This window comes from Leptolyngbya sp. Cla-17, assembly GCF_016807185.1.
Classification (GTDB): Bacteria; Cyanobacteriota; Cyanobacteriia; order Leptolyngbyales; family Leptolyngbyaceae; genus ULC077BIN1.
In genome coordinates, this window is the sequence record NZ_JAEVYN010000002.1 from 2846395 (window position 1) to 2862109 (window position 15715).

The following is a 15715-nucleotide window of genomic DNA, read 5'->3' on the forward strand; positions in this document are numbered from 1 at the left end:
TGCTCAGAATTTATATCTAGATTTGCTTTATAGCAACGGACGGAAGACTTAGGACAAGGGTCAATTCACAAAGCTCACGGGTGTTGATGTTCATCACCAATCTGTCCTAACACACCCGGCGACAGCTATATTGATTACTCATCAGTATTTAGAAACTTATGAATACTCCTAAGATCGCTGGGAGTTTTACAGAACATTGTGAAGGAAAGTGTGATGCCTACTGAAGCTCTGGGAAAAAACGATCTCGACAATGCAGAATCGTTCTGGATGCAGCAATTTAAAGGAATTACGTCTACAACGGCGCTCGATATTAATCAGACACGATCGACTGGCTCTAAAGGTAAGCCAGAATTTCAGACGCAATTGTTTTCATAAAGAGATAATTTATCCAATAGAAAGGTTTTAATCAAGTTGATCTTTGTTTAACTTTTGTAATAGAGAGTCATGAGTATGCCTGTAAAAATGGAAGATGACATGTATAAAAGAAGCGTTGAGATTATTGAAGAGACTTACCTGCTTGAAAAAGAGTTAGGGACTCGGTTAAAAAATTCTACTAAAGCAGAGCGGCAACAACTCTATATTTCACTGTACGATAACCTCTTTCAAAAGTTAACCTTTAACCCGATTTTGCACGAGAAAACTGATCCGGAAGTGGGTGCCTGGGTTGTCGCTCGTCGGATGGAACTTGTTGAGCCTTTCTTAACGCCTGGCACTGTTTTTTTGGAGATTGGGGCTGGAAGTTGCGGCGTGTCGCTTGAAGTGGCAAAGCATGTAAAACGAGTGTATGCGATCGATGTTTCGTTTGAAGTTGGACAACAGCTAAATCCTCCAGCCAATTTTGAATTTATTGTTTCAGATGGATTGACTATTCCTGTACCAAATAACAGTATTAGTCTCGCATTTAGCCATCAACTAATGGAGCATCTCCATCCAGAAGATGCAGTAGAGCAACTCCAAAATGTTTATAAAGCGATCTCACCAGGTGGGTCTTACATTTGCGTGACTCCCAATCGCCTTTCTGGACCGCATGATGCCTCCCAGTTTTTTGATGATGTTGCAACGGGTTGGCATCTAAAAGAATATAGCCTCAGCGAACTGTATGATTTGTTTCGCCAGGTTGGATTTACCAAAATCAGCTATTACAAATATGGTAAAGGAGCGAACATTAATTTCCCCCTAAATTCAATTACGATAACGGCAATTAGAACCTTAGAAACATTAATCGATCAACTCCCTGTGTCACTAAAGCGTAAAACAGCAAAGGCTCTACTTTTTAGAGGAATTACAATGATTGGAGTCAAATAATTCCAATGCGATCGTGTTAACTCTACACAGATTTTCAGGCAGGGTTATTTCATTCTAGACAGTAGGTGAGCATAGGGTCCAGAGTATGGAAGTCCATTCTCCCCCCTTTGATCGTGATGAGTACGCTTGCAATCGTAGAAGTATTTTCTCACCTACCCGACCCCCGCCGAGGCGCGGGCAGCCGTCATCAGTATGCCGTCTGTTTAGCCTTGTTTACCTTAGCGATCAGTGCAGGCTGTGGCGGATTTATCGCGATGGGAGATTGGTTAGAGGAATACCGTGAATCCCTGATTCTCCTGTTTGGGTCACCGAAACATGGACTACCATCCTATAGTACGATCCGTCGGGTGCTATTAACGCTGGACTATCAATCCTACGGAGCTTGTATCTCAGAGTTCTTCACAATAGAACCGAAAGCGGGAGAAACGATCGCTCTTGATGGTAAGGTCTTACGGGGTTCTTACCAGATTGAGACGAACGCGAGTACGACAGAATCTCATCCTGCGATTCAATTAGTCACGGCATACGTCGTGGAACGAGGACTGATCCTACCTCCCCAGCCCGTGGATTGCAAAAGTAATGAAATTAAAGCGATTCCGCCGATCTTAGAGCAACTGGCAAAACGCGGAGTGGTGTTTGCTTTCGACGCTTTGAACACTCAAAAAAAATATCTGCGCAAATCATCGACTCTGAAAACGACTATCTCGGCGCATTGAAAGGAAACCACGGCAATTTTTACGCTGCAATTACGGCACAATTTCAGTCCGAATCCCATATTAATTGCGTTGAAACGGGGCATGGTCGAGTCGAACGCCGAAGCGTCAGCTTGTGGAAGACCTGGGATGGGTTGCCCGGAGCAGAAGAATGGTCAGGATTACGAAGCATTATTCGAGTCAAGAGCTATCGGCACATCCTCAAGGGGCAATATATCTTGATTAAAAAGCCTGAAATCCGTTATTACATCAGTTCGTTAGACGAAACAGTCGAACAGTTTGGGCGACGGATACGGGATTACTGGCACGTTGAGAATAAAGTCCATCATGTGCGAGATGTGACTCAAGGCGAAGATGGTTCTAGAATCCGAGTCAGCGCACTACCTGTCCTATTTGCCACTGCCCGGAATCTAGCCCTCAACCTCTATCGGGATGCCGGAGAAACTAATATGGCACAGGCAAGGCGGAAAGCAGGTTATGGGCTGAAGTTGTTGAAGAAGCTATTTAGAATGAAATAACCCTGACACGAGATCCTACCCCGAAAGAAACGGACTCGACCGAGCAACTGGAGCCTCCGGGAAATCATTGATGGCATTCTCTACCAACTTAAAAATGGTTGTAACTGGAATGATTTACCAAGAGATTTTCCACCATTAGCTCTAGCTTATTTACTTTCCTATGCCTCCTCTTTACCAATGGTTCGGACAATTTTTGACAAGAAAGCTATCCATCGAATAGGGTGCAGTTACAAAGAAAAAGCACCGGATAGATAGCTATGGAAGTTATTGTACAGAGCCTACTGGCAAAAGTGGGCGGTTTCGCAAACCGCAAGTGACGTTTTTCGTGACGCTGTTTTCGACGATTTTGGTCGTGTGTGGCAAAGTCAACTTCACGAACTTGAGCCGCTACAGTCGCTTCAATGAGAAAACGTATCGACGGCACTTCAAGGCAGCGTTTGACTTTATGCCGTTCAACGTCGAACTGGTCAGCCTCGCCCAAGGTTCAGGACAGCCTCTGCTATTAGTGATGGACGGCTCGTTTATTACCAAGAGCGGCAAGAGGACGGAGGGCATCGACTGGTATTGGAATGGCTGTGCGAGTCGCGCCGAGAAAGGGCTAGAGATCTCGTTAGTCGGTGTAGTGGATATTGAAACCGAGACAGCATACGCCTTATCTGCTCAACAAACCCTTGCCCAAACTGAAATTCCCAGGGACATTACGCGCCTGGATCAATATCTCTATCATCTCGAAGGCGTGCGTCCGCATTTACCTCCTCAAGTGCGCTATCTAACCGTGGATGGAGCCTATGCCAAAGCCCACTTTGTCAGCGGGGCAGTGGGCTGTCAGTTGGACGTAATCAGTAAATTGCGTTTTGATGCCAATCTGCGCTATCTCTACACGGGGGAGCAGAAGCCACGGGGTAGACCCCGCAAGTATGATGGCAAAGTCACCTTCACAGACCTGAGCCGCTTTACGTTCCTCGAAGCCGTGCAACCGAATGTGGATTTGTACACCCAGCGGGTGTGGCACGTCTCCTTAAAGCGGCAGATTCGCGTCGTCTACCTCATCGACCGTCGTTCCCCTCACCGAGTCGGCACCTGCTTGCTATTCAGTACCGATGTCGAACAAGACCCGCAGCAAATCGTTCAGTTTTACAAGTTGCGATTCCAGATCGAGTTTCTCTTCCGCGATGCCAAACAGTTTGCAGGGCTGGAGGATTGCCAAGCCCGTGACTTAGTGAGGACCGAGTTCCACTTCAATGCCAGTTTAACTGCCCTAAACCTCGCGAAAGTGGAAGCCAGCCAGCAACATTCCGGGCAGGAGCGGGTGCCCTTCTCAATGGCATCGGCGAAGCGACGGGCGCTTAACCAGCATCTCCTCGACCGATTTATTGAAACCTTCGACTTGGAGCCAACTTTGATTAAATCCCACCCCAACTACTCAACCCTTTGCAATTACGGCATCATCGCCGCTTAAAATTGTCCGAACTATTGCTTTACTACAAATAAAATTAAAGATAGTATAGCCTTATAAAGCATTCAAACCCGTGTGGGAGAGCGAGGAGTGATGCTATCTGGAGGTCAGCGCCAGCGGATTGGCATTGCACGGGCTTTGTACCATGAGCGCGAGATTTTGGTCTTAGATGAAGCAACTTCTGCTCTGGATAATGAAACGGAACGGCGGGTAAGTGAGGCGATTCGGGCGTTAGCTGGCAAGAAAACGGTGATTATAATTGCCCATCGCCTGACAACAGTAGAACACTGTAACCAAATCTACTTACTAGAGCAGGGCAAGGTGATTAGGTCAGGTAGCTATGTTGAGGTAGTTAAAGCTTAATTGAAGAAACCAGTAGGACATCTAAAAGTTTATTTTGAGGGATTTAGTTGTGGAACTTTGTAAAATTCATAAATTGCAAGCTAAGCCTTTACAAGTACTGCCCTGTGAGTCAGAAGAAATAATACATATTGTTTTCTGCATAGACAAAAACTATATACAGCACTTAGGATGCGCCATGACTTCTGTGTGTGTTAATAACCATTCCAGAAATATTGAGTTTCACATAATCTGTGATGAATTACAGGAATCAGATCTTGAAAAATTCTCAATACTATCAAATCTTTACAGGAGGTGTATAAGCTTTTATCTACTTGGAAAAGACAATCCATTTAAAGAACTGAAAATTTCGCTCCATGCCTCCCCGGCAAATTACTACAGATTAGCTATTCCTTATGTACTTTCAGAGGGTATTCATAAAGTCCTTTACTTGGATGCAGATCTAGTATGTAATGCTGAACTAACCGATTTGTGGAATACCAACATAAATGACTTCCCTTTAGCAGCCTGTCCAATAAATGACCAGGAAAGAATTGATAAACTTGAGCTAGCGAGTGGAAGATATTTCAATACCGGAGTCATGCTAATAAATTTAAACAAATGGATGAATGATCAAGTTTCAATAAAAGCTATAGAGTTTATTGAACAAAAACCAGAATTAATCCGTTTTTGGGATCAAGATGGAATTAATAAGATTATAGATGGTGGCTTTAAGTCTTTAGATGCTAAGTGGAATAATACTATATATATGGATAGACCAGTATTTAGACAAGTTGAGGGTGCAGCCATTATTCATTTTGTCGGTGCACTTAAGCCTTGGCAAAAGTGTTCTGATACCAGAAAAGAGATCTATTGGAATTATCTAAAAATGTCTCCTTGGTCAGATGCCTATTTGAATCGAGAAAGAGTGATTGAAGAGATGATTATTGAAAAAATAAATTTTCTTATTCTTTCTGTCTTTAGAAAAGCTAGACAATTTAAGGAGCAAAACCAGCTTTTGAAGAAGCTCACGAAAGCTTTTTAAGCATCATAAAATTTATCAAGAGTGTTTTTAGTTTGGATCCTAATTACTGTTTTTGAGTCAAATAACTATGAACACAGCAGTTGCTCTTTTTATTTTTAAACGTCCAGATACGACTCAAAAAGTTTTTGAGGCAATTCGACAAGCACAACCAACTCAATTATTTGTAATTGCCGATGGTTCTCGCAGTGATCGACCTGGTGAAGCATAAAGGTGTGCTGCCGTTCGCGCGATTATTGACCAGGTTGACTGGGAGTGTGAAGTAATCAAAAACTATTCTGAGATCAACCTGGGCTGTGCTAAGCGTGTCTCCAGCGGCTTGGATTGGGTTTTTGGCCTTGTCGAAGAAGCCATTATTCTTGACAGGGTTATTTCATTCTAGACAGTAGGTGAGCATAGGGTCCAGAGTATGGAAGTCCATTCTCCCCCCTTTGATCGTGATGAGTACGCTTGCAATCGTAGAAGTATTTTCTCACCTACCCGACCCCCGCCGAGGCGCGGGCAGCCGTCATCAGTATGCCGTCTGTTTAGCCTTGTTTACCTTAGCGATCAGTGCAGGCTGTGGCGGATTTATCGCGATGGGAGATTGGTTAGAGGAATACCGTGAATCCCTGATTCTCCTGTTTGGGTCACCGAAACATGGACTACCATCCTATAGTACGATCCGTCGGGTGCTATTAACGCTGGACTATCAATCCTACGGAGCTTGTATCTCAGAGTTCTTCACAATAGAACCGAAAGCGGGAGAAACGATCGCTCTTGATGGTAAGGTCTTACGGGGTTCTTACCAGATTGAGACGAACGCGAGTACGACAGAATCTCATCCTGCGATTCAATTAGTCACGGCATACGTCGTGGAACGAGGACTGATCCTACCTCCCCAGCCCGTGGATTGCAAAAGTAATGAAATTAAAGCGATTCCGCCGATCTTAGAGCAACTGGCAAAACGCGGAGTGGTGTTTGCTTTCGACGCTTTGAACACTCAAAAAAAATATCTGCGCAAATCATCGACTCTGAAAACGACTATCTCGGCGCATTGAAAGGAAACCACGGCAATTTTTACGCTGCAATTACGGCACAATTTCAGTCCGAATCCCATATTAATTGCGTTGAAACGGGGCATGGTCGAGTCGAACGCCGAAGCGTCAGCTTGTGGAAGACCTGGGATGGGTTGCCCGGAGCAGAAGAATGGTCAGGATTACGAAGCATTATTCGAGTCAAGAGCTATCGGCACATCCTCAAGGGGCAATATACGGCGGATTGCAGTGTTAAGAGGGACAGTAACAGCAGTGTGCAAACCAGTTGTGCAAATGTTGAGGATCTATCAAATCCATCGCTGTGGCAATGAGGGTATCTACCCTTTTCGAGGTTGTCGGCGAGAACTGTCTTAGGAAAGCCTTTAACTGTGACCACCAATGCTCAATCGGATTAAATTCGGGAGAGTAAGGAGACAGATACAGAACCTTCGCTCCAACCGCCTCAATTAAAGGTGCAATGGCTTTTACCTTGTGAGCAGGCAGGTTATCCATGACCACGACAGCCCCTTTCCACAGTTGAGGCACAAGACACTTTGAGACGTACACCTCAAAGACAACCGCGTCCATCGACTGATCTATCGTCATCACAGCCAGCACCTTTGAGACGGTAATCGCGCCCATGACACTCACCTTCTTGCCCCGATAAAAAGGTTTGAAGTCATACGCTCGTTCCCCAGGTGCAGCACGGGCATGGGTTCGCATGAGTCCCAGTAGAACACCCATCTCATCGAGAAACACTAAATCTTTGAGTTCTATACTCGTCACCTGTGCCCAGTACTCCTGTCTCAGGAGTTGGACTCGTTCGCTGGTGGCTTGGCTGGAGCGGAGCGTTTTTTTTTGCGCGGTAAATTGAGTCTCTGAAAGGTTCGGCACATAGTACTTTGGCTAACCCATAGCCCAGTCTCATCAAAGAGTAGCTCACAATATTCCGCTAAGGTCGCATCGCGCTGGTTCTCGAAGATCGCCACTAACTGGTCTTTGTGCTCCATCACAGGACTCACCGAACCACCCTGCTTATGGGGAACGACGTGACCTTCTGTGCGCTTCTGAATCATCCATCTCTCGACGCAACTCTTGCTGACAGCAAAGCGGGCAGCAACTTTTCGGATCGAGCTATCACCCTTCTCCATAGCACTTACAATCTTCTCTCGAAAGTCTATGGAATACGGCTTCATTTTTGACCCAACGTTGTAATCCTTCATTGTCCTCTATCTGACTGCAATCCGCTGTATCTTGATTAAAAAGCCTGAAATCCGTTATTACATCAGTTCGTTAGACGAAACAGTCGAACAGTTTGGGCGACGGATACGGGATTACTGGCACGTTGAGAATAAAGTCCATCATGTGCGAGATGTGACTCAAGGCGAAGATGGTTCTAGAATCCGAGTCAGCGCACTACCTGTCCTATTTGCCACTGCCCGGAATCTAGCCCTCAACCTCTATCGGGATGCCGGAGAAACTAATATGGCACAGGCAAGGCGGAAAGCAGGTTATGGGCTGAAGTTGTTGAAGAAGCTATTTAGAATGAAATAACCCTGGATTTTCAGGGAGTTAAAGCGCTCAGTCCAAATGCTAAATCAGGGTCATTAAGACGTGATGCAAATAAGACATTCATACTATAGGTTGTCTAATAAACTTGAACTGCTTACTTATTATTCTGAGTAAACTATGAATGCCTTTCCCAAAGTCAACATTCTTCTTTCAACTTTTAATGGTATGGAGTTTCTGGGTGAGCAGCTTGATAGTTTACAAGCTCAAGATTATCCCAATATTTTTATCTATATTCGAGATGATGGCTCAACGGATGGCACAGTTGCCTTCCTACAAACCTATCAAAAACAGTTTTCTAACGTCGATTTAACACTAGGAGAAAACGTTGGATATAAGCGTAGTTTCTTTGAGTTGACGCTGCGGTAATGGACTAGACCTGTGGAATAAATCTAAACATTTAAGCCAAACTCATAGCGGTTGATGAACAATCCAATGACGACATCATGCAACCAGATGGATTTGGAAAAGCAAATGGTTTTGCGAGCCAACCGTTTAATTCGGGTGCGTAAGGTCAGATGCTTGCGCTCAATCTTCTGAGTATGGCGTTTACCCACCCTGTGTAGACTTGGATCGAGGTGTCTTTCATAAGCACCCCAAGCATCGGTGTAGAACTGCATAATCCCAAAGGGTTCTAACAACGCTTTGAGTGCCAAGAAAGCACTGTCTTGATGATGAGACAACACATACGCCAACACTTCACCCGTCTGATGGTCAATGGCGTGCCACAACCACCGTTGCTGTTTCTTTGAACCGACGTAACTCCACATTTCGTCAGCTTCAGCCTCCAGATCTTCCCACTGGCACAGTTTCACTATCGTTTGAGTCGGTTCAAGTTCTGCCAAACGAGCTTCATTGATTGCTTTGAGGTGACGGTCTTTTTTTTAGCGTTTCAATCACCGTTGTGCGGCTAATCTTGAGAACACGGGCGGTATCTCGAATCCCACTCCCGTTGACTGCCATATCTGCAATTTGCCGTTTCACTTCTGGGAGGTATCCACGATACCGATAGTCGCGAATAAAAGTAGAGCGAGAACATTGGGAATTGCGACATTTGTAGCGTTGCTTGCCTTCACCTGATTGACCATGCTTGACGACATCGTTACTTCCGCAGGTTGGGCAAAGAATCGGTTCAAGCACCATATTCAAGTCTCCAGACAACTACCCTTTTGATTGTTACCTGTTTCTACAGGTCTAGTCCATTACCGACGCTGCTTGCTGGATCTGAACCAGAGGAGTTTTATGCTTTTTGTGATCAAGATGATGTTTGGAGTCCTCAAAAGATTTCTCGTGCAGTAAATTTTCTGCAAAAGTCTTCTGACCCTCACATGGGTTTGTATTTCTGTCGCCTAATTTTTGTGGATAGCAATCTGCGATCGCTGGGGCTATCTCCCAATCCCCGATATTTAGATTTTGGCAATGCATTGGTGGAGTGCGATCCATGCGGCTGCACAATGGTGTTTGGCTCCAAAATTCGAGATTTGTATGTTCAAGGAAAGCCTTACGACAAGTTTTCGCACGATGGGTGGGTTCATTTAGTCGCCACTGCGTTTGGACACATTGTTTATGATGCAGAACCCCAAATTCAGTTTCGAGAACATTCTGCCAATACCTCGATCGGTCACAAATTAAAAACTGATCCGGTGTTCAGGCTCAAATTTAGAGTGAAAGATTTACTACAGCGACTATTTCAAAATAATCCCATTGTTGATTTCTTAATTCAAGGGGAAGCCTTTTTGAAAACTTACCCTGATATGCCGACAAATCAACGACTCTTAATAGAAGAGCTTTTTCACTTAAGAAAGCCTAACACTCAGAGACAGCGCTTGAGTTATATTTTTAATTCTAAAGTTCATTTCAATGATCCATTAGAAGATTGGCTACCGATTTAAGCCGGGACAGTGGGTAGGAAGGGAGTTCTAGCTTTGGCAGCAGCTTTGCCGCGCCGCGCTTGCGGGAGGACTGGCATCTGTTGAACTAGCCACTCGAAGAGGTCAGGAGAGGGTTTACCAAAAAGACGTTCAGCCGCTGTCGAGCCATCAGAGCGTTGGAGGTGGAAGTTGTGGATCGTGGTCATCACCCGTAAGCGTCGGGTCGATAAACCTCGGCGATTGTGATGAATCTGACTCAGGTAGCCGTTGCGTCCTTCAACCGGAGAAGAGGTTCGTTGGAATTTAGTCACCATCGAGGTTGCCCAAGTTTGCCACTGGGTGAACTGCTCACAAGACATCGCCGTGGTGATAGGGTGGCGCATTAACGCGGCTTGAGCGTGTTGGGCCGCGATTTGGTAAGCAGCCTTAAGGGTTGGGTTTTTCGTGCGAACACTTTGCTGGTGCCAGTAGTGGACCGGCAACAGGTGTTGCTTCACCCAATCGCCCGTGGATCGCTCACAGTCTCGAACGCTCAAGCTTTGCTCGACCCACTTCCACCAGAGGTCAACCACGGCTGCCAAGTCGTGCCGTTGACGCTCAAACTTGGAGAGACTGCCCGGTTTATCTGACAGTTGATCGGTTTGTTTCAGGGTGCGCAGGGTGGTCGCTTGCTGCTGGAATTCAGATTCAACCATTTTGCTCGTCTGAGGAATGCCCAACCGAATCGCAAAAGGATGGAGCGTGGTCGTCAGTTGATGCAAGATGGATCGGTATTGGGTTTGAGCCTGCTCTAACCCACTTTGCTGGACTTGCAGTTGCTGCTTTAAGGAGGCATTTGCTGTCGAGTCATCCAACTCGCGCAGTCGTCGGTTGACTCGAAACAGGTGTTCAGACAACTCACTGCCTATCCCTTGCGACAGTTCCCGCAACGCATGAAACAGATCGGCGATACTCGGACACCCCAGTTCATCAAGCGCAAGTTTGACCAAGGCTTTGGCTCGGTCACTGACACAGTAATGGATGTTCAACCCTAGTTTGCTCAACGCTTGCTGGGTATGCTGTTGCCAGGTTTCGTAGCGATAGTCTTGGGACATCTCCTCCACCAGGATGAAGCCACTGGGTAAGTCCAACAGGACTAACACTACCTGGTCAAGGAACGTTTCATCGACGCTGACACACGCTTCAACCGGCGTTTGAGGGTGCTCCAACTGAGACTGTTGCAGACGTTGATAGTCCAGAATTTGCGTCTCCATCTGGGTACGAATCTGGCGCAAGGAGCTAACGGAAACCCCCACCTGTTGTTCTAGTCCCAGCAGTCGGAAGAACTCAGCTAAGCTCTCACAGCCCACTCCTCGCTTGAAGCAGAAGATAAACACCGTGGCAACCACCAGCCGTTTTAACCACTGCGCTCCGATGGCACTCTCCCACACCCTTGACTCTGGATACTGATGCCGACGCGTCATGGCTTGCTGATGTCGATGCACACTACTCTTGGAAATTCCGGTTGCCTGAGCAATGGCTCGAATCGTCAGGGGTCCTTTTGCAGAAAATGCTTGGAAGACTTTTTGACACCGTTCTCGTATATTGAGTCTCATCCGTTCCCTCATTTAACTCTTGAGGGTAGGATACTTGCCCTCGCGCTTAGTCACAGGGTTTTTCTATGATGAGGCCAATTCTACCTGCTCAGGGCATTGCTGTCCCGCTTTATGTTGGTAGCCGAAGATTTAATACTAAAACTCATGATTGTTTTGGGTCAATATTAATCAATCAGTAAAGTGCAGTTTACTCTTAGAGAGTGTCTTAGAAGTCTGAATGTTAGTAGCAAATCATCTAGATCCCCCTAAATCCCCCTTAAAAAGAGGGACTTCAAAGCTGTTTCCCCCTTTTAAGGGGGGCTAGGGGGATCTTTAAGTGCTTAACCTGACAAATAGAACCTTTTCAAACATCCTCTTAAAGACCTATTTAGAATGAAATAGCCCTGGAAGTATAGTAAGCCCCTTGCCCATACCTCGCCAGAATCGGAAACGCTGTACAGGAATAAGGAAACAACTTTAAATTAACTTTATTTAGGTTTTTAGATTTTAGGTAAAATAATAATATTCTAGGTGAAATTTCTAAGTGAAATAGTAATACGGATAAAATTTTTAGTTATGAAAACACCCGTTGCGTTCTTAATCTTTAATCGCCCCGAAACAACTGCAAAGGTGTTTGAAGTCATCCGTCAGGCAAAACCTGCAAAGCTTTTAGTTGTTGCAGATGGGGCAAGGGCTAATCGACTAGAAGAAGTTGAACAATGTTCTAAGACTCGTGCCATCATCGATCGCGTTGATTGGGAGTGTGATGTCTTAACAAATTACTCAGATATTAATCTAGGGTGTAGAGAACGGATATCCAGTGGGCTGAGATGGGTTTTCGACACGGTTGAAGAAGCGATTATTTTAGAAGACGACTGTGTTCCCCATGCAACATTCTTTCCCTTTTGTGAACAGCTACTCGATCGCTATCGAGATGATGAGCGAGTGATGGCAATTTCTGGACAAAAATCTCAACTACAGTATCACCGGACTCAATACAGCTATTATTTTTCTCAATATTTCCATGTGTGGGGATGGGCATCTTGGAGGCGAGCTTTCCAAAATTTTGATGTTCGTCTTGACCTATGGCCCGAGATTCGGGATGGTGGTTTTATGAAAGACCTTTTAATTGATGATCGTAGTGTCAAGTATTGGTCAGAAATTTTTCAGGGTGTTTATGATGGCGAGATCAATACTTGGGATTATCAATGGCTTTTCGCCTGCTGGATACGCAGTGGTTTAACGATTCTTCCCAGCGTCAATTTGATCTCTAATATTGGTTGTACGGTTGGGGCAACTCACACCGTAAACATCGATCATCCTAATGCTAGTGATCCAGTTGAGGCAATTACCTTGCCTCTAAAACATCCATCTTTTGTAATTCGTGATATGCAATTAGATGCGTTAATCCAAAATGTAGGTTTTACTCCTAATCTTTTTACACGACTTCAGAGAAAGACTAGAAGTCTATTGAAGTAGCTCTTTTCTAGCGGGTGTTTTTGATGTTTCCGCGTTTATCACAAAGTCTTATCCGGTAAGGTAGTTGAAATCTATGCTTAAGCCTACTGCTCTAAAGGACTATGTAGCTTTTCGCGCTCGAACTGTTTATAGGCTTGTACTCAAAGTTTTGCCACTCCCTCAAACTCCTCCCAAGTCAGAACAAGATCTAACGCTCGTTTCAATGTGTGGAGCTAAATATATCGGCTTGCTTCAGCAATCGCTTCTTTCCCTCTATCGGGAATGGACGCTGTTGCCAAAGTTGCACATTGTTTCTGATGGCTCAGTAACCGTATCAGAATTGCAAAATGCCCTGCATTGGTGGTCGGGCACCAAAGAGTTTAGCTCTTGGGAAGAGAGTGTTGCGTATCATGAGCAGCGAGGACGGCGATCTATTGTCCAGTTTGCCCAAAGTAACGTCATGGGTAAGAAATTGGCGGTAATTTTGAAGGCAGGTGAGCAAGGACCAACCCTATGGTGCGATTCTGATATTCTTTGGTTCAAACAACTTCCAAATATTCCTAAAGTTGATCAGACGAATACGCGCCCCGTCTTAAAAATTTCTGAAGACTTCCAACCCTCCTATGATCCTCGGCTGATTGAGTCCGGTCTCAGCCATCTGACTCAGCCTCCTTATCGAAATGCAGGCTTAATCTACATTCAAGGGGAAGTGTTAAAGCATTGCAAATTGCAACCTTTGCTAGACTTGGCTGCTGAGAAACCCTGTAATGATGCAGAACAAACTATTTTTGCAGAAGCAAATTATCAGTTGAATAGTGGCATTTGGTTAAGAGATGAAATCGCTTGTTTTGCAGAAGATGCGATAACGACTAGACCGCAATATGCAGGTAAAAACTGGGTCGCTCGTCACTACATTGGACCAGTGCGGCATTTGTTCTGGCGAGATGCTCTCATATTAAGAGTTGGCGGAAAGGATAATCTATTTAAAGCGACAGGAGACCCAAAACTGCCAGCCGAAACTGAAGAAATTTCTGAGAGCGTGACGAACCATGAGCACTAAAGTTCTTCATTTGAGTTCTTTTGATACATCTGGCGGAGCAGCACGGGCAGCCTATCGCATTCACCAGGGATTACAGAAGATTGGCATAGATTCCGAAATGTTGGTTCAATTTCGTTCGAGTAATAATCGAACAGTCATTGCAGCCGAAAATAAGCTCTCTACTAAGTTGAGATCCATTGCGGACTTGTTAATTTGGAAGGTAAATACTCCTACCGCACGGCTTTTTTCACCCCAATGGTTTCCTGATGCGATCGCGGCTAAGGTTGCTCAAATCAATCCAGATATCATTAACTTAAACTGGGTTTGTAATAGCTTCCTGCAAATTGAAACCCTAGCAAAATTCAACAAGCCGTTGATCTGGACGCTACAAGATATGTGGTCTTTTACGGGAGGGTGCCACTATAGCGAAGGCTGCGATCGCTATCAGAGTTCTTGTGGCAATTGCCCTCAATTGCACAGTAACCAGGAGAATGATCTTTCCCGCTGGGTGTGGCAGCGTAAAGTAAAGGCATGGAAAGATTTGAATTTAACGATTGTGGCTCCAAGTATCTGGATGGCAGACTGTGCCAAAGCTTCAGCCCTATTTCAGGGACTCCGAGTAGAAGTGATTCCCTTTGCCCTGGATACGCAACGGTTTAAGCCAGCCGACTTAAGGGCTGCTCGTGATCTATTAAATTTGCCGCAAGATAAGCAGTTAGTGTTGTTTGGTGCAATCAATGCAACCGGAGATCCTCGTAAAGGATTTCACCTTTTGCAAGCAGCCTTAAAACGCTTGAGCCAAGATGGATGGGGAGATCGCATTGAATTAGTGATCTTTGGCTCCTCTGAACCAGAAAACCCGATCGATTTAGGCTTCAAAGCCCACTATTTAGGATCATTGCAGGATGATCTCTCTCTACGCATTGCCTATGTTGCAGCAGATGTGATGATTGCGCCCTCGATCGAAGAAGCCTTTGGGCAAACTGCATCGGAGTCTCTTGCCTGCGGCACGCCCGTTGTCGTTTTTAATGACACAGGGCTACAGGATATTGTTGATCATCAAGAGAATGGCTATACCGCTGAGCATGGCGATACTGAAGATCTGGCTAGAGGAATCGCTTGGGTGCTAGAAGATCAAGAACGCCATCATGTTTTACAAAAGAATGCTCGAAAAAAAGCTGAACAAACCTATGCACTTGAGATACAGGCTCATCAATATGTGAATTTATTGACTCAAATTTTGAAGACTTAAACATTCATCAAAATGCCATAGGGCTTTAATGTACCGTTGACTCGCCCAAAATGACCTCTTGATAACTACCAGACTTAACCACTTGCCCTTGGCTCAGAAGATACAGCGATTCTTGATTGAGTAAGCCACATTTTGATAGATTGAGAAGCATTGAGTGAAAGAGGAATCGTCGCTGATGCGAGCCCCACTTTCTGTTGATTTACGAGAACGGGTGATTGCAGGCTATCAAGCCAAAGAAGGGTCAATGCGGCAACTAGCAGAACGCTTCAAGGTCAGTTTATCTTTTGTCAGAGACCTGAGTCGGCACTATCGACAGAGTGGCACAGTTGCACCAAAAGCGCATGGAGGTGGGGCGGTTGCTAAACTGGGGGTCGCCCAGCTACCGATTGTCAAAGCGTTAGTGGAGGCTCAACCCGATGCCTTGTTAAAGGAGTTATGTGAGCGCTTGACTGAGAAAACAGGCATTCAGGTGAGTCTATCGACCATGCAAAGGGCTGTACAAACTCTTGAATTGAGCGTCAAAAAAAACATTGATAGCCTGTGAGCAAGAAACACAACGGGTG

19 protein-coding genes and 1 pseudogene are annotated in these 15715 nt (G+C 45.2%); 16 read left to right on the plus strand and 4 right to left on the minus strand.

Annotated features, from left to right (window positions below; all coding sequences use genetic code 11):
* Nucleotides 1-213 precede the first annotated feature (213 nt).
* The 9 genes and pseudogenes from JOY44_RS24080 (at nucleotide 214) to JOY44_RS24125 (ending at nucleotide 6413) form a co-directional block, all read left to right on the plus strand.
* The gene (locus JOY44_RS24080) at nucleotides 214-375 is read left to right on the plus strand and encodes a hypothetical protein (protein WP_171575870.1); all 162 of its coding nucleotides are present in this window, start codon (nucleotides 214-216) and stop codon (nucleotides 373-375) included.
* Nucleotides 376-450: 75 nt separating this feature from the next.
* A complete protein-coding gene (locus JOY44_RS24085) occupies nucleotides 451-1305 on the plus strand; it encodes a class I SAM-dependent methyltransferase (protein WP_197985725.1) in 855 nt (284 codons plus the stop codon).
* 116 nt (nucleotides 1306-1421) lie between these two features.
* Nucleotides 1422-2536 (plus strand): annotated as a pseudogene (locus JOY44_RS31690) (ISAs1 family transposase).
* A gap of 12 nt (nucleotides 2537-2548) precedes the next feature.
* A complete protein-coding gene (locus JOY44_RS33035; protein ID WP_171576231.1) occupies nucleotides 2549-2791 on the plus strand; it encodes a transposase in 243 nt (80 codons plus the stop codon).
* A 70-nt stretch (nucleotides 2792-2861) separates the two neighbouring features.
* Nucleotides 2862-3995 (plus strand): transposase, encoded by a 1134-nt coding sequence (locus tag JOY44_RS24105; protein ID WP_197985726.1) that lies wholly within the window; start codon nucleotides 2862-2864, stop codon nucleotides 3993-3995.
* A gap of 72 nt (nucleotides 3996-4067) precedes the next feature.
* Nucleotides 4068-4355: an ABC transporter ATP-binding protein gene (locus tag JOY44_RS24110; RefSeq protein WP_307822064.1), complete on the plus strand. Its 288-nt coding sequence runs from the start codon at nucleotides 4068-4070 to the stop codon at nucleotides 4353-4355.
* 49 nt (nucleotides 4356-4404) lie between these two features.
* Nucleotides 4405-5376, plus strand: coding sequence for a glycosyltransferase family 8 protein (locus JOY44_RS24115; protein ID WP_203032112.1), 972 nt, complete (start codon nucleotides 4405-4407; stop codon nucleotides 5374-5376).
* Between the two features lie 67 nt (nucleotides 5377-5443).
* Nucleotides 5444-5584, plus strand: a complete 141-nt coding sequence (locus JOY44_RS32245) for a hypothetical protein (RefSeq protein ID WP_197985727.1) — start codon at nucleotides 5444-5446, stop codon at nucleotides 5582-5584.
* A gap of 229 nt (nucleotides 5585-5813) precedes the next feature.
* Nucleotides 5814-6413 carry an ISAs1 family transposase gene (locus JOY44_RS24125; protein ID WP_171575873.1) on the plus strand — a complete coding sequence of 200 codons (600 nt, stop codon included), beginning with the start codon at nucleotides 5814-5816 and terminating at the stop codon, nucleotides 6411-6413.
* A gap of 228 nt (nucleotides 6414-6641) precedes the next feature.
* Here the strand turns inward: JOY44_RS24125 and JOY44_RS24130 are convergent, their stop codons facing one another.
* Nucleotides 6642-7283, minus strand: a complete 642-nt coding sequence (locus JOY44_RS24130) for an IS630 family transposase (RefSeq protein ID WP_171571819.1) — start codon at nucleotides 7281-7283, stop codon at nucleotides 6642-6644.
* A complete protein-coding gene (locus JOY44_RS24135) occupies nucleotides 7196-7612 on the minus strand; it encodes a helix-turn-helix domain-containing protein (protein WP_171571820.1) in 417 nt (138 codons plus the stop codon). Before JOY44_RS24135 ends, JOY44_RS24130 begins: the two co-directional genes overlap by 88 nt.
* A gap of 31 nt (nucleotides 7613-7643) precedes the next feature.
* On the opposite strand from JOY44_RS24135, the gene JOY44_RS24140 reads away from it, so the two are divergent.
* On the plus strand, nucleotides 7644-7943 hold the full coding sequence (locus tag JOY44_RS24140) for a hypothetical protein (protein ID WP_171575874.1): 300 nt from the start codon (nucleotides 7644-7646) through the stop codon (nucleotides 7941-7943).
* Between the two features lie 135 nt (nucleotides 7944-8078).
* Entirely contained in the window at nucleotides 8079-8327 is a 249-nt protein-coding gene (locus JOY44_RS24145) for a glycosyltransferase (protein WP_171575875.1), read from the plus strand.
* 23 nt (nucleotides 8328-8350) lie between these two features.
* Here JOY44_RS24145 and JOY44_RS33040 read toward each other — a convergent pair.
* Nucleotides 8351-9101, minus strand: a protein-coding gene (locus tag JOY44_RS33040; RefSeq protein ID WP_415881097.1) for an IS1 family transposase whose coding sequence is annotated in 2 segments (ribosomal slippage) — nucleotides 8351-8830 and nucleotides 8832-9101 — 750 coding nt in all. Because the reading frame shifts where the segments join, the coding sequence is not laid out codon by codon here.
* A gap of 185 nt (nucleotides 9102-9286) precedes the next feature.
* Between JOY44_RS33040 and JOY44_RS24160 the strand changes: the two genes are divergently transcribed.
* Entirely contained in the window at nucleotides 9287-9850 is a 564-nt protein-coding gene (locus JOY44_RS24160) for a hypothetical protein (RefSeq protein ID WP_203032113.1), read from the plus strand.
* Here JOY44_RS24160 and JOY44_RS24165 read toward each other — a convergent pair.
* Nucleotides 9847-11424 (minus strand): DUF6399 domain-containing protein, encoded by a 1578-nt coding sequence (locus JOY44_RS24165; protein WP_171574974.1) that lies wholly within the window; start codon nucleotides 11422-11424, stop codon nucleotides 9847-9849. The two genes, JOY44_RS24160 and JOY44_RS24165, sit on opposite strands and share 4 nt — an antisense overlap.
* A 555-nt stretch (nucleotides 11425-11979) precedes the next feature.
* On the opposite strand from JOY44_RS24165, the gene JOY44_RS24170 reads away from it, so the two are divergent.
* From JOY44_RS24170 to JOY44_RS24185, 4 genes are all read left to right on the plus strand, one after another.
* Nucleotides 11980-12882 carry a glycosyltransferase family 2 protein gene (locus tag JOY44_RS24170; RefSeq protein WP_171575877.1) on the plus strand — a complete coding sequence of 301 codons (903 nt, stop codon included), beginning with the start codon at nucleotides 11980-11982 and terminating at the stop codon, nucleotides 12880-12882.
* 73 nt (nucleotides 12883-12955) lie between these two features.
* On the plus strand, nucleotides 12956-13921 hold the full coding sequence (locus JOY44_RS24175; protein ID WP_171575878.1) for a hypothetical protein: 966 nt from the start codon (nucleotides 12956-12958) through the stop codon (nucleotides 13919-13921).
* On the plus strand, nucleotides 13911-15152 hold the full coding sequence (locus JOY44_RS24180; protein WP_171575879.1) for a glycosyltransferase family 4 protein: 1242 nt from the start codon (nucleotides 13911-13913) through the stop codon (nucleotides 15150-15152). Before JOY44_RS24175 ends, JOY44_RS24180 begins: the two co-directional genes overlap by 11 nt.
* Nucleotides 15153-15327: 175 nt before the next feature.
* Nucleotides 15328-15696 (plus strand): helix-turn-helix domain-containing protein, encoded by a 369-nt coding sequence (locus JOY44_RS24185; RefSeq protein ID WP_171575880.1) that lies wholly within the window; start codon nucleotides 15328-15330, stop codon nucleotides 15694-15696.
* Nucleotides 15697-15715: the final 19 nt, after the last annotated feature.